Origin of the sequence: Streptomyces sp. JJ38, assembly GCF_019303475.1 — a bacterium.
Classification (GTDB): Bacteria; Actinomycetota; Actinomycetes; order Streptomycetales; family Streptomycetaceae; genus Streptomyces.
Genome location: NZ_JABLSI010000026.1, coordinates 35,342 through 60,441, shown reverse-complemented (window position 1 = coordinate 60,441; position 25,100 = coordinate 35,342). Strand labels below are relative to the sequence as shown.

22 protein-coding genes, 2 tRNA genes and 1 pseudogene are annotated in these 25,100 nt (G+C 70.2%); 9 read left to right on the top strand and 16 right to left on the bottom strand.

The window, feature by feature from the left end:
• The first annotated feature begins 218 nt into the window (after positions 1-218).
• Positions 219-1,388 (top strand): Ig-like domain-containing protein, encoded by a 1,170-nt coding sequence (locus tag HPT28_RS16035; RefSeq protein WP_219091779.1) that lies wholly within the window; start codon positions 219-221, stop codon positions 1,386-1,388.
• A 57-nt stretch (positions 1,389-1,445) separates the two neighbouring features.
• Here HPT28_RS16035 and HPT28_RS27015 read toward each other — a convergent pair.
• From HPT28_RS27015 to HPT28_RS15980, 13 genes and pseudogenes are all read right to left on the bottom strand, one after another.
• Positions 1,446-1,681: pseudogene (locus HPT28_RS27015) on the bottom strand (protein-L-isoaspartate(D-aspartate) O-methyltransferase); the annotation flags it as partial.
• Between the two features lie 723 nt (positions 1,682-2,404).
• A complete protein-coding gene (locus tag HPT28_RS16030; RefSeq protein WP_219091766.1) occupies positions 2,405-3,238 on the bottom strand; it encodes a helix-turn-helix transcriptional regulator in 834 nt (277 codons plus the stop codon).
• The gene (locus tag HPT28_RS16025) at positions 3,228-3,749 is read right to left on the bottom strand and encodes a DUF6879 family protein (RefSeq protein ID WP_219091765.1); all 522 of its coding nucleotides are present in this window, start codon (positions 3,747-3,749) and stop codon (positions 3,228-3,230) included. The genes HPT28_RS16030 and HPT28_RS16025 overlap by 11 nt, the downstream gene beginning before the upstream one ends.
• Complete coding sequence (locus tag HPT28_RS27005) at positions 3,733-3,939, bottom strand: hypothetical protein (RefSeq protein ID WP_257578711.1); 207 nt, start codon at positions 3,937-3,939, stop codon at positions 3,733-3,735. The genes HPT28_RS16025 and HPT28_RS27005 overlap by 17 nt, the downstream gene beginning before the upstream one ends.
• 503 nt (positions 3,940-4,442) lie before the next feature.
• Positions 4,443-6,368, bottom strand: a complete 1,926-nt coding sequence (locus tag HPT28_RS16020; protein ID WP_219091764.1) for a TIGR03960 family B12-binding radical SAM protein — start codon at positions 6,366-6,368, stop codon at positions 4,443-4,445.
• A gap of 169 nt (positions 6,369-6,537) precedes the next feature.
• A complete protein-coding gene (gene rodA / locus HPT28_RS16015; RefSeq protein WP_219091763.1) occupies positions 6,538-7,725 on the bottom strand; it encodes a rod shape-determining protein RodA in 1,188 nt (395 codons plus the stop codon).
• Positions 7,725-9,881: a penicillin-binding protein 2 gene (mrdA, locus tag HPT28_RS16010; protein WP_219091762.1), complete on the bottom strand. Its 2,157-nt coding sequence runs from the start codon at positions 9,879-9,881 to the stop codon at positions 7,725-7,727. The genes rodA and mrdA overlap by 1 nt, the downstream gene beginning before the upstream one ends.
• Positions 9,882-9,897: 16 nt before the next feature.
• Positions 9,898-10,647 (bottom strand): rod shape-determining protein MreD, encoded by a 750-nt coding sequence (mreD, locus tag HPT28_RS16005; protein WP_219091761.1) that lies wholly within the window; start codon positions 10,645-10,647, stop codon positions 9,898-9,900.
• Between the two features lie 3 nt (positions 10,648-10,650).
• Positions 10,651-11,757, bottom strand: a complete 1,107-nt coding sequence (mreC, locus tag HPT28_RS16000; RefSeq protein WP_219091760.1) for a rod shape-determining protein MreC — start codon at positions 11,755-11,757, stop codon at positions 10,651-10,653.
• Positions 11,758-11,888: 131 nt separating this feature from the next.
• Positions 11,889-12,908: a rod shape-determining protein gene (locus HPT28_RS15995; RefSeq protein WP_219091778.1), complete on the bottom strand. Its 1,020-nt coding sequence runs from the start codon at positions 12,906-12,908 to the stop codon at positions 11,889-11,891.
• A 314-nt stretch (positions 12,909-13,222) separates the two neighbouring features.
• The gene (ndk, locus tag HPT28_RS15990; RefSeq protein WP_219091759.1) at positions 13,223-13,636 is read right to left on the bottom strand and encodes a nucleoside-diphosphate kinase; all 414 of its coding nucleotides are present in this window, start codon (positions 13,634-13,636) and stop codon (positions 13,223-13,225) included.
• Positions 13,637-13,838: 202 nt separating this feature from the next.
• A complete protein-coding gene (locus tag HPT28_RS15985) occupies positions 13,839-14,168 on the bottom strand; it encodes a DUF4233 domain-containing protein (protein ID WP_219091758.1) in 330 nt (109 codons plus the stop codon).
• Positions 14,168-15,718 (bottom strand): folylpolyglutamate synthase/dihydrofolate synthase family protein, encoded by a 1,551-nt coding sequence (locus tag HPT28_RS15980; protein ID WP_219091757.1) that lies wholly within the window; start codon positions 15,716-15,718, stop codon positions 14,168-14,170. The genes HPT28_RS15985 and HPT28_RS15980 overlap by 1 nt, the downstream gene beginning before the upstream one ends.
• A gap of 167 nt (positions 15,719-15,885) precedes the next feature.
• Here HPT28_RS15980 and HPT28_RS15975 point away from each other — a divergent pair, with 167 nt between their 5' ends.
• Positions 15,886-16,374, top strand: coding sequence for a ribose-5-phosphate isomerase (locus tag HPT28_RS15975; protein ID WP_219091756.1), 489 nt, complete (start codon positions 15,886-15,888; stop codon positions 16,372-16,374).
• A gap of 56 nt (positions 16,375-16,430) precedes the next feature.
• Positions 16,431-17,252, top strand: a complete 822-nt coding sequence (locus tag HPT28_RS15970; protein ID WP_219091755.1) for an Fpg/Nei family DNA glycosylase — start codon at positions 16,431-16,433, stop codon at positions 17,250-17,252.
• Here HPT28_RS15970 and HPT28_RS15965 read toward each other — a convergent pair.
• Positions 17,240-18,472, bottom strand: a complete 1,233-nt coding sequence (locus tag HPT28_RS15965; RefSeq protein WP_219091754.1) for a GNAT family N-acetyltransferase — start codon at positions 18,470-18,472, stop codon at positions 17,240-17,242. The two genes, HPT28_RS15970 and HPT28_RS15965, sit on opposite strands and share 13 nt — an antisense overlap.
• A 113-nt stretch (positions 18,473-18,585) precedes the next feature.
• Between HPT28_RS15965 and HPT28_RS15960 the strand changes: the two genes are divergently transcribed.
• A complete protein-coding gene (locus HPT28_RS15960; protein WP_219091753.1) occupies positions 18,586-19,740 on the top strand; it encodes a PP2C family protein-serine/threonine phosphatase in 1,155 nt (384 codons plus the stop codon).
• A 7-nt stretch (positions 19,741-19,747) separates the two neighbouring features.
• Here the strand turns inward: HPT28_RS15960 and HPT28_RS15955 are convergent, their stop codons facing one another.
• Complete coding sequence (locus HPT28_RS15955) at positions 19,748-20,908, bottom strand: acyltransferase family protein (protein ID WP_257578709.1); 1,161 nt, start codon at positions 20,906-20,908, stop codon at positions 19,748-19,750.
• A 342-nt stretch (positions 20,909-21,250) separates the two neighbouring features.
• Here HPT28_RS15955 and HPT28_RS15950 point away from each other — a divergent pair, with 342 nt between their 5' ends.
• Positions 21,251-21,445, top strand: coding sequence for a hypothetical protein (locus tag HPT28_RS15950; RefSeq protein ID WP_219091751.1), 195 nt, complete (start codon positions 21,251-21,253; stop codon positions 21,443-21,445).
• A 64-nt stretch (positions 21,446-21,509) separates the two neighbouring features.
• Here the strand turns inward: HPT28_RS15950 and HPT28_RS15945 are convergent.
• Positions 21,510-21,580: transfer RNA gene (locus HPT28_RS15945), tRNA-Gly, on the bottom strand.
• A gap of 115 nt (positions 21,581-21,695) precedes the next feature.
• On the opposite strand from HPT28_RS15945, the gene HPT28_RS15940 reads away from it, so the two are divergent.
• From HPT28_RS15940 to HPT28_RS15925, 4 genes are all read left to right on the top strand, one after another.
• A tRNA-Pro gene (locus HPT28_RS15940) sits at positions 21,696-21,772 on the top strand.
• 262 nt (positions 21,773-22,034) lie between these two features.
• Positions 22,035-23,447, top strand: a complete 1,413-nt coding sequence (tig, locus tag HPT28_RS15935) for a trigger factor (RefSeq protein ID WP_219091750.1) — start codon at positions 22,035-22,037, stop codon at positions 23,445-23,447.
• A 266-nt stretch (positions 23,448-23,713) separates the two neighbouring features.
• The gene (locus HPT28_RS15930; RefSeq protein WP_219091777.1) at positions 23,714-24,319 is read left to right on the top strand and encodes an ATP-dependent Clp protease proteolytic subunit; all 606 of its coding nucleotides are present in this window, start codon (positions 23,714-23,716) and stop codon (positions 24,317-24,319) included.
• An 85-nt stretch (positions 24,320-24,404) separates the two neighbouring features.
• Positions 24,405-25,085: an ATP-dependent Clp protease proteolytic subunit gene (locus HPT28_RS15925; RefSeq protein ID WP_219091749.1), complete on the top strand. Its 681-nt coding sequence runs from the start codon at positions 24,405-24,407 to the stop codon at positions 25,083-25,085.
• Positions 25,086-25,100: the final 15 nt, after the last annotated feature.

The following is a 25,100-nucleotide window of genomic DNA, read 5'->3' as shown; positions in this document are numbered from 1 at the left end:
TCTCTCTGGGAACCCCCGGATCTCCTGGGACGCCGAGGATGCTCACAGCCGCCCTTGACCGCTCCGCGCGGCGAGTGTGACCGGACGATGACCGTTCCCCTCCAGTCGCCGTCACAGAGCCGCAGCGCCGCTCACCTGCGCTTTCTCGCTCCTACAGTCCTGGTAGAGCCACGTGGGACCACGACTTGTGATGGGGGAGACCCTTGGGCCACATACGTATGCGCGGAGCGGCCGCCGCGGCGCTGCTCCTGCCGCTCGCCGCCTGCACGTCCGCAACCGGAACGCGGGTGGCCGATGACGCGGCCGGTGGTCCGGCGGGCGGCAACGGCCCGGCGACCGTCACGGTGACGCCACACGGTGAGGACGCCCGGGCCGGGGAACCCGTCAGGGTCACGGCGTCGGGCGGCACCCTCACCTCGGTCACCGTCACCGACGCGGACGGCGGAACCCTCGCCGGCGCACTCGACGCGGACGGCGCCGGCTGGACCTCCCGGCGCAAGGCCGTCCCCGGCACCTCGTACACGGTCACCGCCGTGACGACGACCGAGGCCGGCCGGAAGAAGACGGTGAAGTCCGCGTTCACCACCGCCGAGGCCGACCGGGTGAACAAGGTCGACTGGCGGCCCGGCGCCGGGGGGACCGTCGGCATCGCCCAACCCATATCCCTCGTCTTCGACCATCCCGTCACCGACAAACCTGCTGTCGAGCGGCAGTTGAAGCTCACCACGTCCAACGACACCGAGGGCTCCTGGGCCTGGCTGGAGGACTACTCCGGCCGCGACCGGATCGACTGGCGCCCCAAGGAGTACTGGAAGCCCGGCACCGAGGTCACGCTCACCGCCGAACTGAACGGCACCGACTCCGGCGAGGGCGGCTGGTTCATCCGCGACTACTCGACCCACTTCACCATCGGCACAGCCCAGATCGTCACCGTCGACCTCGACCGCAAGCAGCTCACGCTGGTACGCGACGGTCAGGAGGTCCGCACGATCCCCGTCTCCGGCGGCACCCCCGGCGGCGACAAGCGCTCCTGGCGCGGCACCGCCGTGCTGATGGCCAAGGAGGGCACCATCCGGATGAACTCCGAGACCGTCGGCCTCGGCGACGCGTACGACAAGATGGTCGACTACTCGATGCGGCTCACCTGGTCGGGCATGTACGCCCACGCCGCCCCCTGGAACAACCGGTGGATGGGCAAGGCCAACAAGAGCTCCGGCTGCATCGGCATGCGCGACGCGGACGCCGCCTGGTTCTACGCCCAGGTCCGCCCCGGCGACCCGTTCGAGATCAAGGGCGAGGACACCAAGGGCGTCGTCGCACCGGGCAACGGCTTCGGCGCCTGGAACGTCCCCTGGCCCGACTGGCAGGCGCGCAGCGCCCTGCGGTGACCCCGCTTCCGCCGGGCGGCCACCGGGCGGGCACCACCGCGCGCCCGGTCTCCGGGTTCAACGCCGAACCCGCCACGCGTCGCACGGCTCGTCGAGCCACACGAACTCCCCCTCGGGGCTGACCGTCAGGCCGAACCGCGAGTGGCCGGGTTCCCCTGGTCCACCCACCACCGGTACGCCGCCTCGACCTCGTCCCACAGCCGCCGCGGCCCCGACTGCCACACGGGCGCGCGCTCCTCTCCGTCCCGGAACATCACGCAGGCCCAGGACATGTCGTCCAGGCCGTAGAACCAGGCTGCTCCCCGTGCTCATGTCGAAGGGCCACATACGATCCGGCAGGAACAGGGCCCGGTCGACGGCTGCGAAGGTCGGAGCCCAGTCCGGTGACATCACGCCTGATTCAAGGAGGACCCGGCCCAGCTCGGCTCGGCCGGGCCGGTTCCCCGGCGGCTGACCGAGCGTCACTTGCGGTGCTTCCCGTCCCCCTCGGGCGATTCCCCATCAGGGGCAGTCACCGTGCCACGCTTCAAGACGTCCACCACCATCGACACCGCGTCCTCTCGCAACATCCCGACATTCACGTACACGCGGCCTCGATGTGTGACCACGGGACGGATGGACCCGTAAGCCGTCTGCGGAATTCCGAGCGCAGACAGAGCCTCGAGCAGCAAGACGGCCGCTCTGTCGGCCCGCTCCCGGCACTCGTGCCACTGCTCCATGGGCAGGGGCATATCAGTGCCCCTGCCCATGAGCGGCAATCTCAACATTGCAGTCGGTCACCGCCGAGTAGTCTCCGCGATTCCGCGCTTCCCTCCGCTGCTTCGCTAGGGCTGCGCACACTCGACACCCGGCGAAAGGTTCCGGATCAGGCGAAGGAACGGACAGATGTACGGGTTCCGCCATCGTCGTCTGCCTGTCAGTCATTTCCCTGCGCCTCCCGACTTGGGTCTACGTGGCAGCCATGATCTGCCACGGGGTGGCCAGAGATCCGGGTTATTTCCGTTGTCGGGTAAAGATCATGAGCGGAACCAGTCAGCCCATTCCGAGAGTCGCTCTCTGGCCGGTTCCCCGAACAAGGCGTAGCCCTCGAATGTGGCGAACTCATCCAGGTAAGTGGACACATCCCTGCGGTCCCGAAACACCATCGCTCCGGTTGTGGTCTCCACCGTCGCTATCCGAGTGTCGTAGACGGTGAAGGTGTTCAGTGGACACACCGGCATATGTCCAGCCAACGGGATGATCCCGAGTCGCACATTCGGCAGAAGGCTGACGGACGCCAGCCTGTCAACCTGCATAGCCATGGGCAGAGCAGCAAGGAAAGGCCACCGCACCGCCTGCTCCGTCAGGATGAACGTGAACCGCTTCGACGAATCATGAAGGACTGCCTGCCGCTCAAGCTTCTTCGCTACCGCTCTGCTGTGGTCGCCGGGAACATGGGCAAGGCTGGCCCTCACGTATTCGGGTGTCGCAAGCAGGCCGGTCACCATGGAGGGCAGGAAGTACCGAAGATCGGAAGAGGATCTCTCGAATCCGGCGAGTTCGTTCTGCTTTTTCTCCAGTCCCGTGCGCCTCTGCGACCACACGTCCTGCCACTCCGTATTGGCGATACGAGTGAGAGCAGCCACCTGTGAGACGAGTTCGGGCGGAGCACCCAAAGCCCGAAGGATCAGATCCACATCAACGAGGCTCGGCGTCAGCTTCGCACTCTCGATATTGCTGACCTTCGTCTGAGACATGCTGCAACGCTTAGCGAGCCAGACCTGAGTGCGTCCGGCCCGCTTGCGAAGCGTCTTCAGTGTTTCGGCTAGATCAGCTTTCGACTGGCCCAGCGATTCCGGATCAAAGGTCAAGGCCCTTCACGTACTCCTCGAAGGGAACCGACTCCGCCAACGCGATGCGCTGGTACTCAAGAAAGGGACTCACGTCCCCCTCGTGTACTTCCCGGTTGATCTGTGTCCCATCCACCTCGTAGTTCATGAGGATGACCTCTGCACGGTCGAACATCCAGAAATCCTGAACGCCAGCCAGCGGGTTGTCTCGGTCGGTCACATCCATGATCCGGATATCCTCGCCCGCCCAGGCGTGCGGCCGGTAGTACATGAACTCGAATCGCAGATAGTCCGAGAGCGGCCGAGTGACGATGTGCACGCGTCCCTTGCTCTTTCCCTCTCGGCGCAACCGCTTCAGATCCTCGGTGTACTCATTCGAGTAGGCGTGAGGGTCGATGCGCTCACCAGCCATGAAGGCCCGGATCTGATCCTCTTCCTGGGAAACGTTGTAGGCGGGGAGCGTCTCAAGCCGCCACGCTTCCGACTGGAAGTCGTGGAACTTCGCCTGCCAAGCCTCACCATCCAAGAGCACGGACAGCCTCCCGAAGCGTGGACTCAGGGATCTCAACAAGGCCCTCACCACTCGGCGGGCTGAAGGCGTCCGACACGACTCCTTGCACAACGAGCGTGCCGGATGCGGTGCGGTACACGTTCGGGCAGTCGTTCTGGCTGCACTCGCCATTGCCGGTGCCGGTAAGTCGGGTCAGTTCCTCACGAGCCATGGTGAACCCCCTCTCACGCGCCCCCTCACGGGGCGCGCCACAACGGTACGGAGACACGGCCACGACCGTCTATGAGGTGACGCCAATATTTGCGTTGTCGCATAAACCAGCCCCGCTACCGCCTCATCAGCGGGCGACCCCGGCCGTCCGGGCCTCCCGCGCACAGCACCGTACGCAGGTGCCTGCCGGGCAATGTGCTCCAAGACCAGGAGAGGCGCAGGAGGCGTACGGGCCGCTCACGCGGCCTCCGGGCGGTACCTGAGAGCCAGCGAGAGGCGGCCGGACTCGCTGCCCGTCCGCCTGTCACTGGCTACAGCCACTCGACCGCCGAGACGATGCCCGAGTCCTGCCGAGGGGCGAGAAGCGGCGTGCGCCGCTCACGGCGGGGAGTCTGCTCGCGCTCCTTCAAGCCGACCCCTCGCAGGGCTGCGGCGCGGTCCGCCTCGGGTACGTCGGCAAGCGCGCCTCAGCCTTCCACTGGATGGCGTCGCCGCTGGTTACTGCTACTGCTTGACCGTGAGGGGGAGGAGCTTCTTGCCGGTGGGGCCGATCTGGATGGAGGTGTCCATCTGGGGGCAGACGCCGCAGTCGAAGCAGGGGGTCCAGCGGCAGTCCTCGACCTCGGTCTCGTCGAGGGCGTCCTGCCAGTCCTCCCAGAGCCAGTCCTTGTCCAGGCCGGAGTCGAGGTGGTCCCAGGGCAGGACCTCCTCGTAGGCCCGCTCGCGGGTCGTGTACCAGTCGACGTCGACTCCGTGGGCGGGCAGCGCCTTCTCCGCGCAGTCCATCCACAGGTCGTAGCTGAAGTACTCGCGCCAGCCGTCGAAGCGGCCGCCGGCCTCGTAGACGGCGCGGATGACGTCGCCGACGCGGCGGTCGCCGCGCGAGAGGAGTCCCTCGACGATGCCGGGCTTGCCGTCGTGGTAGCGGAAGCCGATCGAGCGGCCGTACTTCTTGTCGCCGCGGATCTTGTCGCGCAGCTTCTCCAGCCGCGCGTCGGTCTCCTCGGCGGACAGCTGCGGGGCCCACTGGAAGGGGGTGTGCGGCTTGGGCACGAACCCGCCGATGGAGACGGTGCAGCGGATGTCGTTCGAGCGGGAGACCTCGCGGCCCTTGGCGATGACCCGGGTGGCCATGTCGGCGATCTGGAGGACGTCCTCGTCCGTCTCGGTGGGCAGGCCGCACATGAAGTACAGCTTGACCTGGCGCCAGCCGTTGCCGTAGGCGGTGGCGACGGTACGGATCAGGTCCTCCTCGGAGACCATCTTGTTGATGACCTTCCGGATGCGCTCGCTGCCGCCCTCGGGGGCGAAGGTGAGGCCGGAGCGGCGCCCGTTGCGGGTGAGCTCGTTGGCCAGGTCGATGTTGAACGCGTCGACGCGGGTGGAGGGCAGCGAGAGGCCGATCTTGTCCTCGGTGTAGCGGTCGGCGAGACCCTTGGCGACGTCGCCGATCTCGCTGTGGTCGGCGGAGGAGAGCGAGAGCAGGCCGACCTCCTCGAAGCCGGTGTTCTTCAGCCCCTTGTCGACCATCTCGCCGATGCCGGTGATGGAGCGCTCCCGCACGGGCCGGGTGATCATGCCGGCCTGGCAGAACCGGCAGCCGCGGGTGCAGCCGCGGAAGATCTCCACGGACATCCGCTCGTGCACGGTCTCGGCGAGCGGGACGAGCGGCTGCTGGGGGTAGGGCCACTCGTCCAGGTCCATCACGGTGTGCTTGGACACCCGCCACGGGACGCCGGAGCGGTTCGGCACGACGCGGGCGATGCGGCCGTCGGAGAGGTATTCGACGTCGTAGAAGCGGGGGACGTAGACGCCGCCGGTCTTCGCCAGCCGCAGCAGCACCTCGTCCCGGCCGCCCGGGCGGCCCTCGGCCTTCCAGGCGCGGACGATCTCGGTCATCTCCAGGACGGCCTGCTCGCCGTCGCCGACCACCGCGCAGTCCAGGAAGTCCGCGATGGGCTCGGGGTTGAAGGCGGCGTGGCCGCCGGCCACCACGATCGGGTCGTCCTCGGTGCGCTCGGCGGCGTCCAGCGGGATGCCGGCGAGGTCGAGGGCGGTGAGCAGGTTGGTGTAGCCCAGCTCGGTGGAGAAGGAGACGCCGAAGAGGTCGAAGGCGCCGACGGGCCGGTGCGCGTCCACGGTGAACTGGGGCACACCGTGCTCGCGCATCAGGGCCTCCAGGTCGGGCCAGACGCTGTAGGTGCGCTCGGCCAGCACGCCCGGGCGCTCGTTGAGCACCTCGTAGAGGATCATGACGCCCTGGTTGGGCAGCCCGACCTCGTAGGCGTCGGGGTACATGAGCGCCCAGCGGACCTCGGCCTCGTCCCACTCCTTGACCGTGGAGTTCAGCTCGCCGCCGACGTACTGGATCGGCTTCTGGACATGCGGGAGGAGGGCTTCCAGGCGCGGGAAGACCGACTCGACAGGCATGGGTGACGTCCTCGGTGACGGGGTTGTGCTGCTGGGCTGCTGTGCTGCGTGCTCGTACGGGACGACGGGGCGGGCGGGCGGCTCGACGGCCGACCGGCACACCCCGGCGATCCTCCAGCGTAACCCGTCGGCCGGGGGCGCGCGGCGCCCGGCCGGGGGCCCGGCGGGCTCAGGCCGACAGGGGGCGCTGTATGCGGACGGACTGGAGCATGCCGATGGCGATCCACACCGCGAACATCGAGGAACCGCCGTAGGAGACGAAGGGCAGCGGCAGACCGGCGACGGGCATGATCCCGAGCGACATGCCGATGTTCTCGAAGGACTGGAAGGCGAACCAGGCGACGATGCCGGCGGCGATGATGGTGCTGTAGAGGTCGGTGGCGCCCCGGGCGATGCGGCACGCCCGCCACATCAGGATGCCGAGGAGCAGCAGGATGCCGGCGCCGCCGACGAAGCCCAGCTCCTCCCCCGCGACGGTGAAGATGAAGTCCGTCTGCTGCTCGGGCACGAACTGGCCGGTCGTCTGGGAGCCCTCGAAGAGGCCGGTGCCGAAGAGCCCGCCGGAGCCGATGGCGATCCGCGCCTGGTTGGTGTTGTAGCCCACGCCGGAGGGGTCGAGCGCGGGGTTGGCGAAGGCGGCGAAGCGGTTGAGCTGGTACTCGTCGAGCAGTCCGAGGAGCCAGACGGCGACGGCCCCGGCGGCACCCGTGACGATCAGCCCGAGCACCCAGCGGTTGGCGGCGCCCGAGGCGAGCAGGACGCCCAGGATGATCACGACGCACACCATGACCTGGCCGAGGTCGCCGACGACGATGACCGGCAGAGCGGCGAGGGCCAGGGCCTGGACGACGGTGCGGTGGTCCGGGTGCTCCCGGTCCCCGGCGTCGACCTTGGCCGACAGCACGACGGCCATGCCGAGGATGATCGTGACCTTGATGAACTCCGAGGGCTGGATCTGCAGGCCGGGGGCGAGGTTCAGCCAGGCGCGCTCACCGTTGATGGTGGCGCCGAGCGGGGTGTAGACGAGCCCGATGAGCACCAGCGCGAGCACGTACAGGGCCGGCATGAAGGAGCGCAGCCGCTGGTGCCCCAGCCAGACGACGCCGATGGCCAGGGCGATGCCGATGGCGGTGTTGACCAGGTGCTTGTAGAGGAACTGCTGAGGGTCCCCGCCGGTCAGCTCGGTGCGGTTGCGGGTGGCCGACCAGACGAGCAGCGAACCGACGGCGCACAGCAGCAGCGGCACGAGCATGAGCGGCCAGTCGAGCCGGCGAGCCAGGGAGTCGCGGGCTGTGAGGCGCCCCCACAGGCTCTTGGGCTGCCCGACGCTGCCGCTGTCGAAGGAGTGGACGCTCATCAGAGGAACTCCGCCTCACGCCAGAACTTGACCAGCTTGGGATCGGTGCGCTCGGGCTGGACGGTGCCGTTGGCCCCGATCTTCGGCAGCTCCTTCTGCGGCTTGGGCAGGAGCGCCTTCTTCGGGTCGATGGAGCCGTCGTCCTGGACGCCGTAGATCGCGTCGTAGATGTTGCGCACGGCGGGGCCGGAGGCGCCGGAACCGGTGCCGGCCTGGGAGATGGTCATGACGATCGTGTAGTCGTCGGTGTAGGTGGCCAGCCAGGAGGTCGTCTGCTTGCCGTAGACCTGGGCGGTGCCGGTCTTGGCGTGCATCGGGATCTCGTCGTGCGGCCAGGTGGTGAACCGCCACGAGGCGGTGCCCCGGGTGGCGACGCCCTTGAGGGCCTCGTCGATCTGGGCGATCGTCTTGTCGCTGGCCGGGAGCTTGCCGTGGGCGCGCGGTTCGATCATCTCGACGTCGCGGCCGTCGGGGCTGATGACGGCCTTGCCGACGGTCGGGTCGTAGAGGGTGCCGCCGTTGCTGATGGCCGCGTAGCCGGTGGCCATCTGGATGGGGGTGACGAGGATGTCGCCCTGCCCGATGGCGTAGATGATGCTGTCACCGGCGCGGAGCTGCATGCCGATCTTGCAGTTCTCCCGGGCGAGCTTGGTGACGTAGTCCTCCTTGCCCTCCTTCTTCTCGGCCGCCTTGGCCTGCTTGCACCAGCTGTCCTTGTTGGCCTCCCAGTAGTCCTGCTTCCACTGGCGGTCGGGGATGCGACCGGTGACCTCGTTGGGCAGGTCGATGCCGGTCTTCTTGCTGAGGCCGAAGCCCTTGGCCGCCTTGTAGAGGTACTCGTTGGCCTCGCCGGGGCCGGCGTCCGAGCCGCCGTCCTTGCGCCACTCCGTGTGGCCGAGCCGGTAGAAGACGGTGTTGCAGGAGACCTCGAGCGCCCGGCCGAGCGTGATGGGGCCGTGCCCGGTGGACTCGAAGTTGGCGTAGCTGTGGCTGCCCAGACTGTAGGAGGACGAGCACTGGTACTTGTCGTCGAACGGGTAGCCGGCGTTGACGGCGCCCATGCTGGAGACGACCTTGAAGATGGAGCCGGGGGCCGCCTGTCCCTGGATGGCCCGGTTGAGCAGCGGGTAGTTGGAGTTCTCGCCGGTGAGCTTGGCGTACTCCTTGGCGTCGATGCCGCCGACCCACACGTTGGGGTCGTAGTCGGGCTGGGAGGCCATGGCCACGATCCGGCCGGTCTTGGACTCCATGACGACGACGGCGCCGGCGTCGGCCTCGTACGGCCGCCCGGTGATGGTGTCCGTCTGCTGGCGGGCGGTCTCCATGGCCTGGTTGAGCTGGTACTCCGCGACGGCCTGCACGCGGGAGTCGATACTGGTGACGAGCGAGGAGCCGGCCACCGGCTCGTCGCTGTCGGCCATGCCGAGGACGCGGCCGAGCTTGTCGACCTCGTAGCGGAGCACGCCCGAGTCGCCGCGGAGCGCGGTGTCGTAGGAGCGCTCGAGACCGGAGCGTCCGATCTGGTCGGAGCGCAGGAGCGGGGAGTCGGTGTCCTTGGCCTCCGCGACCTCCTCGTCGGTGACCGGCGAGAGGTAGCCGAGCACCTGCGCGGTGTCGGCCTTGTAGGGCGCGGGGTACCGGCGGACGGCGGCGGGCTCGGCGGTGATGCCGGGGAAGTCCTCGCCGCGTTCGCGGATGGTGAGGGCCTGCTGGGTGGTGGCCTCGTCCGTGATCGGGATCGGCTGGTAGGGCGAGCCGTTCCAGCAGGGCTGCGGCGTCTCGGCGTTGCACAACCGGACCTTCTGGGCGACCTCTTCCTCGGTCATCTCCAGGACCTCGGCGACGCGGGCGAGGACGGCCTCGCCGTCGTCGTCCATCTTCATCAGCTCGGTGCGGCTGGCCGAGACGACGAGCCGGGTCTCGGTGTCGGCGATGGGCACTCCGCGCGCGTCGTAGATGGTGCCGCGCGGCGCGGGCTGGACGACCTGCTGGACGTGGTTGCCCGCCGCCTCCTCCTGGAACTCGTCACCGTTGCGGATCTGGAGGTACCACAGCCGCCCGCCGAGGGTGAGAAGCAGCGAGAAGACCAGGATCTGAATGGCGATCAGGCGGATGGTGACGCGTGAGGTGCGCCCCGTCTCCGGAATGTTGCTCACAGGTTTGCCCCTCCCGTCACAGCCGCTTGGCTCCCTTGACGCGTCCCGCCCGGAGGCGGGCTGAGCGGTTCAGCAGCCCGCGGCCACCCCCGCCTCCGCTGGTGGACGTCCAGCGTGTCCGGCCCGTGGACCAGCCGCTGGTGCGACTGCGTCTGCCGAACAGGCGGCGCGTCGGTCCGCCGGAGCCGGCGGTCGCGGTGGCGAGCGGCCGGTAGGAGCTCTCGGCCGCGGTGCCGGTCCCCCCGGCGGCGTCGGCGAGCGGATCGGGGTCGGCCCGGCGGGCCAGGATCATGACGAGCGGCACGGTGAAGGGTGCCAGCAGGAGGTCGTAGAGGGTCGCGGTGAGCAGCAGGCCGCCGAGCCCCACGTGGCGGGCGGCGCCGTCCCCGACGAGCGCGCCCACGCCCGCGTAGAGCAGCGTGGAGGCGAGCGCCGCGACGCCGACGACGAGCATGGGGGCGGTGGCGCTGCGGTGCTGGCCCGTCTCGGGCTTGGTGAGCCCGGCGGCGTAGCCGACGACGCAGAGCACGAGGGCGTAGCGGCCGACGGCGTGGTCGGCGGGTGGGGCGAGGTCGGCGAGCAGGCCGGCGGTGAAGCCGATCAGGGCGCCGCTCGTGTGGCCGTAGACGAGGGCCAGGCCGAGGACGGTGAGGAGCAGCAGGTCGGGTGTGGCCCCGGGGAGCTGCAGCCGGGCGAGGACGCTGACCTGGACGACGAGCGCGACGACGAGGAGGGTCCCCGACAGCAGCATGCGGTTGAAGCGCATCGACTACTCCACTCCCTGCTCGCCGGCGTCGGTCTCGCCGGCCACTTCCTCGGTGTCCCCGCCCACGTCCTGCGGGGCGGCGGGCCCGCCCGGATCGCCTCCGGGTGGCGGTTCCGCGTCCGGGTCCCGCGGGTCGAGTTCGTCCTGGCCGCCCTGGCCCTCCAGCCCCTCCTGGCCTTCCTCGCCCTCTTCGAGCGGTTCGCCGTCGGGCCCGACGGTGACGGTGACGGTGGGTGTGGGTTCCGGCTTGGGCGGGTCGGGCAGGACCGTGTCGCGCGGGTCCTCGCGCGGCGGCTCGACGACGACGCCGACGATGTCGAGCCTGCTGAATCCGACGTACGGCTCGACGCGGACGGTGCGGGTGAGCGCTCCGGTGGCCGGGGGCACCTCGACGATCTTGCCGACGGGGACGCCGGGGACGAACGGCCGGTCGTTGCTGGAGCCGAAGGTCACCAGGCGGTCGCCCTTGTTCACGTCGGCCTTGCTGTTGAGGAGCTGCACGGTGAGCCAGCTGTCGCCGCGGCCGGTGGCGAAGCCGAGTTCGTCGTTGCCCTCCAGCCGGGTGCCGACGGTGAAGTCGGGGTCGGTGGCCAGCAGCACGGTGGAGGTGGTGGCGCCGACGGTGGTGACCCGGCCGACGAGCCCGTCGCCGTTGAGCACGGTCATGTCGGGCGTGATGCCGTCGCGCTTGCCGACGTCGATGGTGATCGTCCAGGAGAAGCCCTGGGCGGCGCCGATGGCGACGACCTGGGCGCCTTTGACGCCGTACTGCCCCGCGGCGGCCGTCTTCAGCAGCTTGTCGAGCTGGGCGACGCGGGACTTGCGCCGTTCGTCGGAGCCGAGGCGCGTCTTGAGTTCCGCGTTCTCCCGCTCCAGGGCGGCGAGCCGGTCGTGGCGGTCGCCGGACTCGCGGACGGCCGTTATGGCGTTGCCCACCGGGTCGACGGCCCCCGCGACGGCGTTCTCAACCGGTCCGAAGACGGACGCGGCGCCCTCCCGGGCGGTGTCGAGCGGCGAGTCCTCACCACTCCTCATGTCCACCGTGATCAGTGCGAACGCGATGGCCACGAGGAGGATGAGCAGAAGCCGGCTTTCTCGGGAGTCCCTCACGTGCGACGGCCGTGCCTTCCCCTTGTCGGAACCGTGTTATGCCTAAGGACCTTCGGGTGTTTCCGGTGGGCTGTCCACCGATGTCGCCCGGTCGGGGGCGCGTCGTACGCCCTCGGTGCGGCGCCCGCGGGTCACCTGCGCGGCTGCGCGTCCAGGACCTGCTGGAGGGCCTCGAACTCCTCGACGCACTTGCCGGAGCCGAGGGCCACGGAGTCCAGCGGGTCCTCGGCGATGTGGATCGGCATGCCGGTCTCCTGCCGGAGCCGCTCGTCCAGGCCGCGCAGGAGCGCGCCGCCGCCGGTGAGGACGATGCCGCGGTCCATGACGTCACCGGAGAGCTCCGGGGGGCACTTGTCGAGGGTCGTCTTGACGGCGTCGACGATGGAGTTGAGCGGCTCCTCGATGGCCTTGCGTACCTCGCCTGCGGAGATCACGACCGTCTTGGGCAGCCCGCTGACCAGGTCCCGGCCCCGGATCTCGGTGTGCTCGTCCTCGTCCAGCTCGGCGGCGGAACCGATCGTGATCTTGATCCACTCCGCGCTGCGCTCGCCGAGGAGGAGGCTGTACTCCTTCTTGACGTACTGGATGATCGCGTTGTCCAGTTCGTCACCGGCGACCCGGATCGACTGGGCGGTGACGATGCCGCCGAGCGAGATGACGGCGACCTCGGTGGTGCCGCCGCCGATGTCGACGACCATGTTGCCGGTGGCCTCGTGCACCGGGAGGCCGGAGCCGATGGCCGCGGCCATGGGCTCCTCGATGATGTGGACCTGCCGGGCGCCCGCCTGGGTGGACGCCTCGATGACGGCCCGCCGCTCGACGCCGGTGATGCCCGAGGGCACGCAGATCACGACGCGGGGCCGGGCGAGGTAGCGGCGGCGATGCACCTTCAGGATGAAGTACCGCAGCATCCGTTCGGTGATCTCGAAGTCGGCGATCACACCGTCCTTGAGCGGCCGGACGGCGACGATGTTGCCCGGCGTGCGCCCGATCATCTTCTTGGCTTCGGCACCCACGGCGAGAATGCCGCCGGTGTTGGTGTTGATGGCGACGACCGAGGGTTCGTTGAGGACAATTCCGCGCCCTCTGACATACACCAGCGTATTCGCGGTCCCGAGGTCGATCGCCATGTCACGGCCGATGAACGACATGTTGTTCGCCATGAGGATACGTCTGGCCTTCCAGCAGGAGCGAAGTGATGAGCAGGCAAAAGGGCAGGAAGAGCTGCGGATCGCGGAGGGTCTTCCGGAAGCCTCCATCGTAGTCGCGTTCACGCGCACGACGAGGAGCGGGTTCCTCCGCCATTGTGGTGCAGGCGACGACCGGTCCTACCCCTGATGACGTCGCGTCTGGGTGATTCGTTCCCCCAGAACCCGAAAGATATGCAGAAGGCGACCGGCGGACCGGTCGCCCCCGGGGTACGGCGCCCGGCCGCACCCGTCTGACGCGCCGTCAGAAAACCGAATCAGGCAGCCTCGGGATAGAAGATCTTCATCTCCCGTTCGGCGGATTCGACGGAATCCGACGCGTGAATGAGATTTTCCCGGACAATTGTCCCGAAGTCCCCCCGAATGGAGCCCGGGGCGGCCTGGATCGGGTCGGTCGGGCCAGCCAGGGCACGCACGCCCTCGATGACCCGCTCCCCCTCGACGACCATGACGACCGACGGGCCCGAGGACATGAAGTCCAGCAGCGGCGGGTAGAACGGCCGCCCCTCGTGCTCAGCGTAGTGCTGCTCCAGGGTGGCCCGGTCGAGGGTCCGCAGCTCCAGCGCGGTGATCGTCCAACCCGCCTTGGCTTCGATCCGGCCGACGATCTCGCCCACCAGGCCGCGCCGGACCGCATCGGGCTTGAGGAGGACGAGGGTGCGCTGGCTCATGGGCCGCTCCTTGCTTTCGGAGGTCTTCGGATGTCCGGGTCACCGGGGTGACGGGAGGTTCGGGCAGGCGGAAGGAGTTCCCAGGCGAGGCCGTGGAAACCGGCGCCCGACGCGCCCGGACGCGCTGAGGCTACACAACGGCCGAGCCCCCCGCGCCCCGCAGGGGGACGTGCGGGGGCCGCGGCCGGGCCGTCGGCGGGGCTCAGGCGGCCGCGCGTTCGGCCTTGGCGCGGTCCACCGTGGAGCCGACCTTGATCGAACCCCACCACAGCAGGGTGAACACGACACCGAGGACGAACATCGTCGGGACGACGAACCCGCTCGCGATCAGCCCGAACTGGAGCACCCAGCCGAGCTGGAGGCCGCCGGGCCTGCCCAGCATGCCGCACAGCAGCAGACACAGGGCCATGGCGATACCGGAGACGACCCAGACCGCGGTGGCGGAGTAGTCGGTGAGCCGCATGGCCACCAGGCCGGCGAAGCCGATGACGAGGAACTCCGCGATCAGGGTGGAGGCGCACAGCGTTCGCATCAGCGGTCCTTTCCGAGCAGCAGCCGGGCCTCGCCGACCGTGATCACCGATCCGGTCACCAGCACCCCGGCCCCCGCGTACTCGTGCTCTTCCTCGGCCAGCGTGATCGCGGCCTCCAGCGCGTCGTCGAGGCGCGGCTCGACCTGCACCCGCTCCTCGCCGAACACCTCGACGGCCAGCGCGGCCAGCGCGTCCACGTCCATCGCCCGCGGCGTCGAGTTCCGGGTGACGACGACCTCGGCGAGCACCGGCTCGAGCGCCTCCAGCACCCCGCGCACGTCCTTGTCCCCGCTCGGCCCGACGACGCCGACGAGCCGGCTGAAGCCGAAGGCCTCGGAGACCGCCTCGGCCGTCGCCCGGGCCCCGGCGGGGTTGTGGGCGGCGTCCAGCAGCACCGAGGGGCTGGCGCGGACGAGTTCGAGCCGGCCGGGCGAGGTGACGGCGGCGAAGGCCGTGCGGATCGTGTCGATGTCCAGGCTGCGCCCCTGTTCCGCCCCGACGCCGAAGAACGCCTCGACGGCGGCGAGGGCGACGGCCGCGTTGTGGGCCATGTGGGCGCCGTGCAGCGGGAGGAACACCTCGGGGTACTCGCCGCCGAGGCCGCGCAGGGTCAGCAGCTGCCCGCCGACCGCGACCTCCCGGTTCACCACGCCGAACTCCAGGCCCTCCCGGGCCACGGTCGCGCCCTGCTCGGCCGCCCGGCGCATCAGCACGGCCGCGGCCTCGACCGGCTGCTGCGCCATGACGAGGGTGGCGCCCGGGGCGATGATCCCGGACTTCTCGCGGGCGATCTCGGCGGGCGTGCCGCCCAGCTTGTCGGTGTGGTCGAGGGCGATCGGGGTGACGACGGAGACGGCCGCGTCGATGACGTTGGTCGCGTCCCAGCTCCCGCCCATGCCGACCTCGACGACGGCGACCTCGACGGGCGCGTCGGCGAACGCCGCGTAGGCCATGCCCGTCAGCGCCTCGAAGAACGACAGCCGGTGCTCCTGTGCGGCGTCCACCAGGTCCATGAACGGCTGGACGTCCTCGTAGGTGTGGATGAACGCCTCCGCGGACAGCGGGCTGCCGTCCACACAGATCCGCTCCGTCATCGACTGCACGTGCGGGCTGCTGTACCGGCCGGTGCGCAGCTCGAAGGCGCGCAGCAGCGCGTCGATCATGCGCGCGGTGCTGGTCTTGCCGTTCGTTCCGGTGATGTGCACGGACTGGTAGGAGCGCTGGGGCTCGCCGAGGACGTCCATGAGCGCCCGGATGCGGTCGAGGCTGGGCTCCAGCCGGGTCTCCGGCCAGCGGCCGAGCAGCGCGTCCTCCACCTCGCGCAGCGCCCGGTCGGTCTCCGGGTCGGCCGGGCGGGTGGGCACGTCGGCGGCGGCGAGCGGACCGGCCTGGGTGCGCAGCGTGCGGCTGCCCGCCTCGATCACCGCGAGGTCGGGATCGCGCTGGGTCTCCTCCCCGACGATCTCCTCGAACTCCTCGAACGGGTCGCTCCCGAACGGGTCGCCTTCCGCGTGTCCTGGGGGGCCGGGGTTGCCGGGGGTCTCGCTCACCCCGCCAGTCTACGGAGCGCGGCTCTTGCTCCACGGAGCACGGTCCCGCCCGGGCGCGGGCGGCGCCCGGCCCCCGCGCGGGGGTGCCCCGCCGCCCGGCACCGTCGCCCCGCGCGGGCGGCGCCCCGGAGCGCGGAGGGACGCCGTCCCGTGCGAAAATCCTGCCCATGCGCGTCTACCTCGGCTCCGATCACGCCGGTTACGAACTGAAGAACCACCTGGTGGAGTGGCTGAAGGCCAACGGGCACGAGCCCGTCGACTGCGGCCCCCACATCTACGACGCGGCCGACGACTACCCCCCGTTCTGCCTGCGCGCCGCCGAGCGCACCGCCGCCGACCCGGACGCGCTGGGCGTCGTCGTCGGTGGCTCGGGCAACGGTGAGCAGATCGCGGCGAACAAGGTGCGCGGCGTGCGGGCCGTGCTCGCGTGGAGCGAGCAGACGGCCGCCCTGGGCCGGGAGCACAACAACGCCAACGTGATCAGCATCGGCGGGCGGATGCACTCCACCGAGGAGGCCACCCGCTTCGTCGAGGTCTTCCTCGGCACGCCGTTCAGCGGCGACGAGCGGCACGAGCGCCGCATCAACCAGCTCGCCGACTACGAGACGACGCGCGAGCTGCCCCCGATCCCCGCGCACCACCCGCAGCAGGGCTGAGCACGCCGGGAGCACCGGGGAACACCGAGCAGCGCCGAGGAGCACAGCAGCCGAGCATGCCCGAAGGTCACACGATCCACCGGCTGGCGGCCGACTACCGGGACCGCTTCGCGGGCCGTGCCGTGCGGGCGAGCAGCCCGCAGGGCACGTTCGCCCGGTCCGCCGCTCTCCTCGACGGCCACCCCCTGTGTTCCGCCGACGCCACCGGCAAGCACCTCTTCCTGGGCTTCGGCCCGGGCCTGGGCTGGGTGCACGTGCACCTGGGCCTGTTCGGCAAGGTGTTCTTCGGTACCCCCGGAGATCCGGCCGGCACCGCGCCCCCGCCCACCGTCCGGCTGCGGCTCGCCGACGAGGCGGCCTACGCCGACCTGCGGGGGCCGACGCGGTGCGAGCTGATCACGGATGCGGAGAAGGCCGCCGTCGTCGCCCGGCTCGGCCCCGATCCGCTGCGCGCCGACGCGGACCCGCAGCGGGCCTGGGCGCGCATAGCCCGCAGCCGCACGGCCATCGCCACGCTGCTGCTGGACCAGAAGATCGTCGCGGGCGTCGGCAACGTCTACCGGGCCGAGGTGCTCTTCCGGCACGGCGTCCACCCCTACCTGCCGGGGCGGGAGCTGACGCCGACGCTGTGGCGAAGGCTGTGGGACGACCTGGTGGCCCTCATGCCCGAGGGCGTGCGGACGGGCCGCATCGACACCGTCCGTCCCGAGCACACTCCCGAGGCCATGGGGCGCCCGCCCCGCGTCGACGACCACGGGGGCGAGGTCTACGTCTACCGCCGGGCCGCCCTGCCCTGCCACGTCTGCGCGGCCCCCGTCCAGACGGCCGAGCTGGCCGGACGCAACCTCTTCTGGTGCCCCGGCTGTCAGAAGCCGTAGGCCGCCCAGGGCGCCCGGGTTCCGGCGAACGCCACCGAGGCCGCGGCGAGCGCCCCCGCCCGCTCCTCCCGCACGAGCCCGGCCTCCGCCAGCTCGGCCAGCGTCACACCGCCCAGATAGGCGGCGCCCAGCTCGCGCACGGACAGCGCGAGCTCGGCGGGGGCGTCGGTGCGCTCGCACACCGCGCCGCGTTCGTCGGCGCTCAGCCGCCAGCGTCCGGTGTTCCAGGGGCAGAACGCGTCCTCGACGTCGAGGACGACGTCGAGGGGGGCGCGGTATCTCCGCGCGGCCAGGGCGGAGCCGACCTCCACGGGCCGGAGGTGAAGCTGGTCGATGAACCGGAACCGGCAGCGGCGCGGGTCGGAGACGAGATGCTGGAGCGGATCGTCCACGGGCCGCTCGTGAACCGCGATCGACTCGGTGAGGTCGATCCCCGCCAGGTACCGCCACAGGGCGGCCGTCGCGGCCGGGTCCGAGGCCTCCAGGTCGCGCAGCCCGACGCTGCCATGCGGCCCGTCGTCCTCCCACCGCGGACGGACGGTGTAGCGGGCGTAGCCGACCAGTTCGCCGCCACGCTCGGCCAGCACGCACTGGAGGGGCGAGGAGCCGCCCCGCTCGCTGGGCCGGATCCACGTCTGGAGCCCCTCCCACGCGGCGGACACGCGCCGCAGCATTCCGGGGCGGCCGGGCACCTGGCGGGCGTAGAGCGCCTCGCAGTCCGTCAGGGACTTCTCCGGGTCCGCCAGGCGCAGCCGGACATCGTCGGTGCCGGGCGGGGCGGCGATGCTCACCCGTGTGGTGTCGACCGTCGCGCCGAGGGAGCGGCTGGCCACGCCGTAGCCGAACCGGCCGTAGATCGCCGGCTCGGAGGCACGGAGGATCGACAGCGGCTCGCCGGCCGCCCGGACGTCGTCGAGCTGGCGGCGCATCATGGCGGTCAGGACGCCGCGGCGCCGGTGCGTGGGGGCGACACCGACGGCCGAGAGGGCCGCTGCGGGGACGGAAGCGCCGCCCGGCACCGTCAGGTGGAAGCTGTAGTTGGTGGCGGTGCCGACGATCTCCGTCCCGTCCACGGCTGTCAGCGCCCGCTCGGCCTCCAGGACGCTGCGCCAGGAGCGCCGCTCCTCCTCTTCCGCCGGGTCCGCGCCGAAGGACCGCGCCACGGTGTCGAACCAGGCGTCCCACTCGTCGAAGCGCATCGCTCGGACCTCAGTCGTCATGCCCCCTGCCTATCAAACGGCTCCCATCCGAGCATCCGATTTTCGAACAGGAATACTTCGGACTGAGGTTGGGAATCGACGCAGGCCGGACACCCCGGATAAGGTCCCGAGCCATGGCAGGTCGCACCGGTTCGGCTGGGCAGGCGGCCCGAGTGGACCGCGGCCGGAAGGCGTGGCACCGGGCCCGGCTGCGGTTGCGCCGGTCGGGCGTCGACTCCTTCCGCGGCCACGGCTCGGACTGGCTGGTCTTCGGGGTGCTCCTGCTCGTCGTGACGTTGTTCACCTGGGGCACGGTCGTCCAGCCGCTGTGGGTGGCTCCGGAGACGCTGGTCCTGCCGGTCATCGCGGGCGGGCTGCTGCTGCGCCCGGTGAGCCTGCTGACGCTGTACGCGGCCTCCGCGGTGGCGCTCATCGTCGAGTCCGTCGCGCTCGGCCCGTACACCGACGGCGCGGGCCGGGTGACGCCCGGCAGCGTACTCGTGGTCTCGGCGGTCGGGCTGGCCGGACTGCTGATCGCACAGTTCCGGATGCGCGTCGGGGTTCCCTGGACCGGCGGCAGCACCATGCTCTTCGACCTGCGCGAACGTCTCGGCGTGCAGAGCAGGCTGCCCAAGCTGCCGCGCGGCTGGCACGGCGAGATGTCCCTGCGTCCGGCCGGGGGCCAGTCCTTCTCCGGCGACTTCGTGGTCGCCGCCCGCACGGGGGCGAACCGTCGCACCCTGGAGATCGTCCTCACCGACGTCTCCGGCAAGGGCATGGACGCCGCCTCGCGCGCCCTCCAGCTCTCCGGGGCCTTCGGCGGCCTGCTGGGCTCCCTGCCGCCACCGGGGTTCCTGCCCGCCGCCAACGCCTACCTGCTGCGTCAGGAGTGGCAGGAGGGCTTCGCCACCTCCGTCCACCTCGTGCTCGACCTGGACACCGGCGACTTCGAGCTGATGTCGGCCGGGCACCTGCCGGCGATGCAGCTGAGCGCCGGGTCGGGCAAGTGGGAGGAGCAGGCCGCGGACGGGCCGCTGCTGGGTGTGCTGGACGGCGCCGAGTTCCACCCCGTGAAGGGGCGGCTGCGCCGCGGTGACGTCCTCATGCTCTTCACCGACGGCCTGGTGGAGGCAGCCGACCGGGACCTGACCGAGGGCATCGACCGGCTGACGGGCGCCGCGGAGACCCACATCGCCACCGGGTTCCGCGGCGCCGCGTGGCACCTGATCGAGCGGGTGGCCCGGGACGTCAACGACGACCGGGCCCTGCTGCTGCTCTGCCGGAACTGACCGGCGGTCAGCGCGCCCCCGAGGCACTCACCCTTTCGGGTGAACGTGGCGCGGGGTTCCGGTCGAAGAACCACGCCATCCTGGGCTCCACGAGGGGCCGCACCGCCCGGTGGACGGCCGGGGTGCACAGCACCGTCATCATCGCGAAGGCGAGCAGCGTGATGACGACGTAGCCGGTCGGCGAGGCCGCGCCGGGGAACGCGTACCAGTCGAACTGCCGGGCCAGCTGGATCGGGTAGACGTGCAGGAGGTAGCCGCAGATCGTCCCGGCGCCCAGCGCCGTGAACCACACCGCCCTGCGCGGCGTCACGGCGAGCATGCAGGCGGTCAGGAGCACCGCGCAGCCGAAGAGGGCGAACGTCATCACCACCCCCACCCACCAGGGCGAGCCCAGCTCCTGGGCGGAGCGGTTGTGCAGCATCCACTCGTGGTTCATCCGGGGCACCGCCCAGTAGGCGACGGCGACGGCGCCGAGCAGCACGGGCAGGGCGACCGCCCGCGCCCCCGGTCGCTTGACCAGCTCGAAGTGCTCCGGCCGGAGCTGGAGGCCGAGCACGAAGAAGGGCAGGAACTGCAGAACCCGCATCAGGTTGAGCTCGTCCCCGATACCCGGCGTCGCGGCGGCCGCTGCGGCGATTCCGAGCGCCACGGGCAACGGCCAGCGCAGGGTCCGCCAGATGGGGGCGCTCAGCCGCCAGACGAACAGCGCGCACAGGAACCACAGGGCGTACCCGGGGCTGAAGAGGGACAGCGGCCGGTCCGGCTCGCCGAGCTGGCGCATGAAGAGGGTGTAGACGACCTCGAAGACCACGTAGGGCACGGCAACCCCGGTGATCAGCCGCCTGACCTGCTCGGGCCGTCCCTGGAAGCTCCGGGAGAGGTAGCCGGCGATCAGCGCGAACGCCGGCATGTGGAAGGCGTAGACCGCGATGTAGAGCGCCGCGACGGCCCGGCTCTCGGACGTCAGCGGAGCCCAGGCGTGCCCCATGCCCACGAGCACGATCGTCAGGAACTTGGCGTTGTCGAGGAACGGGTCCCGACGCTTGACCGGTCTGCGCTCGCTCCCCGCGGCGGGCGCGGGCTCGGCCGGGGCCGTCGACCACGGCGTGTCAGGCGTCTCGCGGAGGGCGGCCGGCGATGCCGAGCGCCGGGAAGCAGCGTGAAACATCCACCGCACCATAGGCGTGAAAGTACTCAGACGGAAATGGCGGATGCAAGGTTGCCTCCGTGCATGGAAATTCTTCACTTCGTGCTCACACGGTGACTATCGAGACGCGACAGGGTCAGATTTACGGCATTTGATCCGATTTACTGCCTGGAGCGTGACATGCGGCACCCGCCTCCGCGTCCAGCAACCCGCCGTCACAGCGGACTTCACACCGACGGCACACCAACGGGCTCCTACGGTCACCCGGTTGGTGGCACGATGGGGGTGCCGCCGAGGGTGCGGGCGCGCGGGCCCACCCCTCAGGCCGGCGGCGAGGCGTTCCGAACGAAGGTGTGATCTGTTGTGGCCATTTCGCTGTCTGTGGTCGTGTTGCTCGCGGTCGTCCTCGTGGTGATGATCCGCGGCGGCTCCATCAAGACGGGCCCGGCGATCGTCGCCGCGCTCTTCGGCTTCTTCCTCGCCTCCAGCGGCATGGCGCCGACCATCGAGAACTTCCTGGACTCACTGGCGGAGTCCATCAGCTCGATCACGCTCTGACAGGCGACGGGCGGGAGAAACGGCGACAGCCCGGACCATGACGGTCCGGGCTGTCGGCAGCGCGAGCGGGCGACGGGAATCGAACCCGCGTAGCCAGTTTGGAAGACTGGGGCTCTACCATTGAGCTACGCCCGCGAGCACCTCGTCAGCGGTCATGGAGCAGGTCGTCGACGTGTCTTCCGACCCGAGCCGATGATCGCCGCGCGGCACGCAGTGCATCGTACGGCATGTACCCTACGTGTCGCACCGGCGGGGTGTGGCGCAGCTTGGTAGCGCGTCCGCTTTGGGAGCGGAAGGTCGTCGGTTCGAATCCGGCCACCCCGACCACGTAGTATGAAGACGCGCGTGCCTGTGTCGTGTCCGTGTTCCTCATCGGGATGCCCCGCCTGCCGGGTCCAGTCGGATCCAGCCGGTCCTGACCAGCCCTGGTCGGCATCCCGCCGGAATCTCGTCGGGATGCGGGGCGCCAGAGTGACGCCGGGCCGGGCGAGCCGGTCCGGACGGCACGTACACAGAGCGTCCGAAGAACGCGGTCAGCAACGCGTCCGAGGACGACCATCCCGAGCAGTCAGCCCCAAGGAGACCGACCGTGAAGAGCGCCGTGGAGAACCTGAACCCGACCCGGGTTCGGCTCACTGTCGAGGTGCCCTTCGAGGAGCTCAAGCCCAGCCTCGACGCGGCGTACAAGAAGATCAACCAGCAGGTCACGGTGCCCGGCTTCCGTAAGGGCAAGGTCCCGGCCCGGGTGATCGACCAGCGTTTCGGCCGGGGTGCGGTGCTGGAGGAGGCCGTCAACGACGCGCTGCCGAAGCTGTACCAGAGCGCCGTCGAGGAGGGTGAGCTGAGCCCGCTCGGCCAGCCCGAGGTCGACATCACCGAGCTCAAGGACAACGAGGTGCTGGCCTTCACCGCCGAGGTGGACGTCCGGCCCGAGATCGAGATCCCGGACTACTCGGGTATCGAGGTCACCGTCGACGCCGTCGAGGTCAGCGACGAGGACGTGGACAAGGCCGTCGAGCAGCTCCGCGAGCGCTTCGCATCCACCTCCGCCGTCGAGCGCGCCGCCGCCGAGGGCGACGTCGTCAAGATCGACCTGGAGGCCAAGGTCGACGGCGAGGTGCTTGAGGACGGCGTGGCCAAGGGCATCGACTACACCATCGGCTCCGGTGAGCTGCTGGAGGGCATCGACGCCGCGGTCACCGGCCTGGAGGCCGGCGGCACCGCCACCTTCACCTCCACCCTCAAGGGCGGCTCCGCGGCCGGCCAGGAGGCCGAGGTCAAGGTCGACGTCGAGACCGTCTCGGCCCGTGAGCTGCCCGAGCTGGACGACGACTTCGCCCAGCTCGCCAGCCAGTTCGACACCATCGCCGAGCTGCGCGAGGACAGCCGCAAGCGGCTGGAGCAGGGCAAGAAGTACGACCAGGCGACCGAGGCCCAGCAGAAGGTGCTGGACGAGCTGATCGGCCTGGTCGAGGTGCCCGTCCCCGACAAGCTCCTCGAGGACGAGATCAACACCCGCAAGCACAACCTGGTCAACCACCAGCTCGGCCAGATGGGCATGGACCTCGCGACCTACCTCAAGCTCCAGGAGAAGAGCGAGGAGGAGTTCGACGAGGAGCTCAGGGAGCAGGCGGTCAAGGGCATCAAGACCCAGTTCGTCCTGGACGAGCTGGTGTCCAAGGAGAAGCTGAACGTCAGCCAGGAGGAGCTCACCGAGCACCTCATGCGGCGTGCGCAGTCCTCCGGCATGACCCCCGACGCCTTCGCCCAGGCCGTCGTCGAGGGCGGCCAGGTGCCGATGCTCGTCGGCGAGGTCGCCCGCGGCAAGGCGCTGGCCCTGGTCGTCGAGTCCGTCACCGTGAAGGACAGCAACGGCGAGGTCGTGGAGCTGGACGAGGAGGACGAGACGGCCGAGACGGTCGAGGCGTCCGCCGAGGAGTCCGCCGAGACCGCCTCCGAGAAGGCCGAGGAGAAGGCCGACGAGGAGAAGAACGAGGGCTGACCGGCCCTGTTGGGACCCGGCGAACGGGCCCGTGTGCACGAGCGCGCACGGGCCCGTTCGCGTACGGCGCAACGACCCCGCCCTTCCCCGCCCGACCTGCCGGAACGCAGCCTGCGCTCACAGCGAACAGTTCTCAGAGCGGGATGGCGGTGCGGGACCAGCGCGTTAGGGTCCATGTACACGAAGACGCTAGTGACGGCACATGGAGCGCCCTTATCGGCGGCCCAGCCGTCCGGACACGAGCAGGTGGACACGTGACGCTTCCGATGCCTTCCGCCGCCGGTGAGCCCAACTTCGGTGGCGGGCTCGGCGACCAGGTCTACAACCGGCTGCTCAACGAGCGGATCATCTTCCTCGGCCAGCCGGTGGACGACGAGATCGCCAACAAGATCACCGCACAGCTTCTGCTCCTTGCCGCCGACCCGGACAAGGACATCTACCTCTACATCAACAGCCCCGGCGGCTCGATCACGGCCGGCATGGCGATCTACGACACCATGCAGTACATCAAGAACGACGTGGTGACGATCGCGATGGGCCTCGCCGCCTCGATGGGCCAGTTCCTGCTGAGCGCGGGTGCCCCGGGCAAGCGCTTCGCCCTGCCGAACGCCGAGATCCTGATCCACCAGCCGTCCGCGGGTCTCGCGGGTTCGGCCTCGGACATCAAGATCCACGCCGAGCAGCTCCTGCGCACCAAGAAGAAGATGGCCACGCTCTCGGCCCAGCACACCGGCCAGACGGTCGAGCAGTGGAACCGCGACGCGGACCGGGACCGCTGGTTCAGCGCCGAGGAGGCCCGCGAGTACGGCCTGCTGGACGCCGTGATCGGGTCCGCGGCCGACATTCCCGGCGGCGGTGGGACGGGCGCCTGAGCGCCGTTCACCGCCCCCGCAGGGCTTTCCCGCAACTCGCAGCCTCCCCCCTCCTCACGAGGATCACCAGGACGGTGGACACCCGATGAACAACTTCCCCGGCGCCGGTCTCTACGAGCGTCCCGACGGCCGCTACTCCGGCCCCTCCCCCGATGCCCGCTACGTCGTGCCCCGCTTCGTCGAGCGCACCTCGCAGGGCGTACGCGAGTACGACCCGTACGCGAAGCTCTTCGAGGAGCGGGTGATCTTCCTCGGCGTGCAGATCGACGACGCCTCCGCCAACGACGTCATGGCGCAGCTCCTGTGCCTGGAGTCGATGGACCCGGACCGCGACATCTCGATCTACATCAACTCCCCCGGCGGCTCGTTCACCGCGCTGACGGCCATCTACGACACGATGCAGTTCGTGAAGCCCGACGTGCAGACCGTGTGCATGGGCCAGGCGGCCTCCGCCGCCGCCGTCCTGCTGGCCGCCGGCACGCCCGGCAAGCGGATGGCGCTGCCCAACGCCCGTATCCTGATCCACCAGCCGTACAGCGAGACGGGCCGCGGCCAGGTCTCCGACCTGGAGATCGCCGCGAACGAGATCCAGCGCATGCGGACGCAGCTGGAGGAGATGCTCGCGAAGCACTCCACGAAGGCGATCGAGCAGATTCGCGACGACATCGAGCGCGACAAGATCCTCACCGCGGAGGAGGCACTCGCGTACGGTCTGGTGGACCAGATCGTCTCGACCCGCAAGAGCTCGGTCGGGCTGGCGGGCTGATCCGCCCGCTCACTC

What these genes read in the sequence shown, in the direction of transcription:
- HPT28_RS15995 (WP_219091778.1), bottom strand. Translation starts at nt 12,908, where the DNA reads ATGTCGTTCATCGGCCGTGACATGGCGATCGACCTCGGGACCGCGAAT.
- HPT28_RS15955 (WP_257578709.1), bottom strand. Translation starts at nt 20,908, where the DNA reads ATGTTTCACGCTGCTTCCCGGCGCTCGGCATCGCCGGCCGCCCTCCGC.
- HPT28_RS15960 (WP_219091753.1), top strand. Translation starts at nt 18,586, where the DNA reads ATGGCAGGTCGCACCGGTTCGGCTGGGCAGGCGGCCCGAGTGGACCGC.
- HPT28_RS15970 (WP_219091755.1), top strand. Translation starts at nt 16,431, where the DNA reads ATGCCCGAAGGTCACACGATCCACCGGCTGGCGGCCGACTACCGGGAC.
- HPT28_RS15925 (WP_219091749.1), top strand. Translation starts at nt 24,405, where the DNA reads ATGAACAACTTCCCCGGCGCCGGTCTCTACGAGCGTCCCGACGGCCGC.
- HPT28_RS16020 (WP_219091764.1), bottom strand. Translation starts at nt 6,368, where the DNA reads ATGCCTGTCGAGTCGGTCTTCCCGCGCCTGGAAGCCCTCCTCCCGCAT.
- HPT28_RS15930 (WP_219091777.1), top strand. Translation starts at nt 23,714, where the DNA reads ATGCCTTCCGCCGCCGGTGAGCCCAACTTCGGTGGCGGGCTCGGCGAC.
- HPT28_RS27005 (WP_257578711.1), bottom strand. Translation starts at nt 3,939, where the DNA reads ATGGCTCGTGAGGAACTGACCCGACTTACCGGCACCGGCAATGGCGAG.
- ndk (WP_219091759.1), bottom strand. Translation starts at nt 13,636, where the DNA reads ATGAGCCAGCGCACCCTCGTCCTCCTCAAGCCCGATGCGGTCCGGCGC.
- HPT28_RS16035 (WP_219091779.1), top strand. Translation starts at nt 219, where the DNA reads ATGCGCGGAGCGGCCGCCGCGGCGCTGCTCCTGCCGCTCGCCGCCTGC.
- HPT28_RS15965 (WP_219091754.1), bottom strand. Translation starts at nt 18,472, where the DNA reads ATGACGACTGAGGTCCGAGCGATGCGCTTCGACGAGTGGGACGCCTGG.
- HPT28_RS15975 (WP_219091756.1), top strand. Translation starts at nt 15,886, where the DNA reads ATGCGCGTCTACCTCGGCTCCGATCACGCCGGTTACGAACTGAAGAAC.
- HPT28_RS15985 (WP_219091758.1), bottom strand. Translation starts at nt 14,168, where the DNA reads ATGCGAACGCTGTGCGCCTCCACCCTGATCGCGGAGTTCCTCGTCATC.
- mreD (WP_219091761.1), bottom strand. Translation starts at nt 10,647, where the DNA reads ATGCGCTTCAACCGCATGCTGCTGTCGGGGACCCTCCTCGTCGTCGCG.
- rodA (WP_219091763.1), bottom strand. Translation starts at nt 7,725, where the DNA reads ATGAGCGTCCACTCCTTCGACAGCGGCAGCGTCGGGCAGCCCAAGAGC.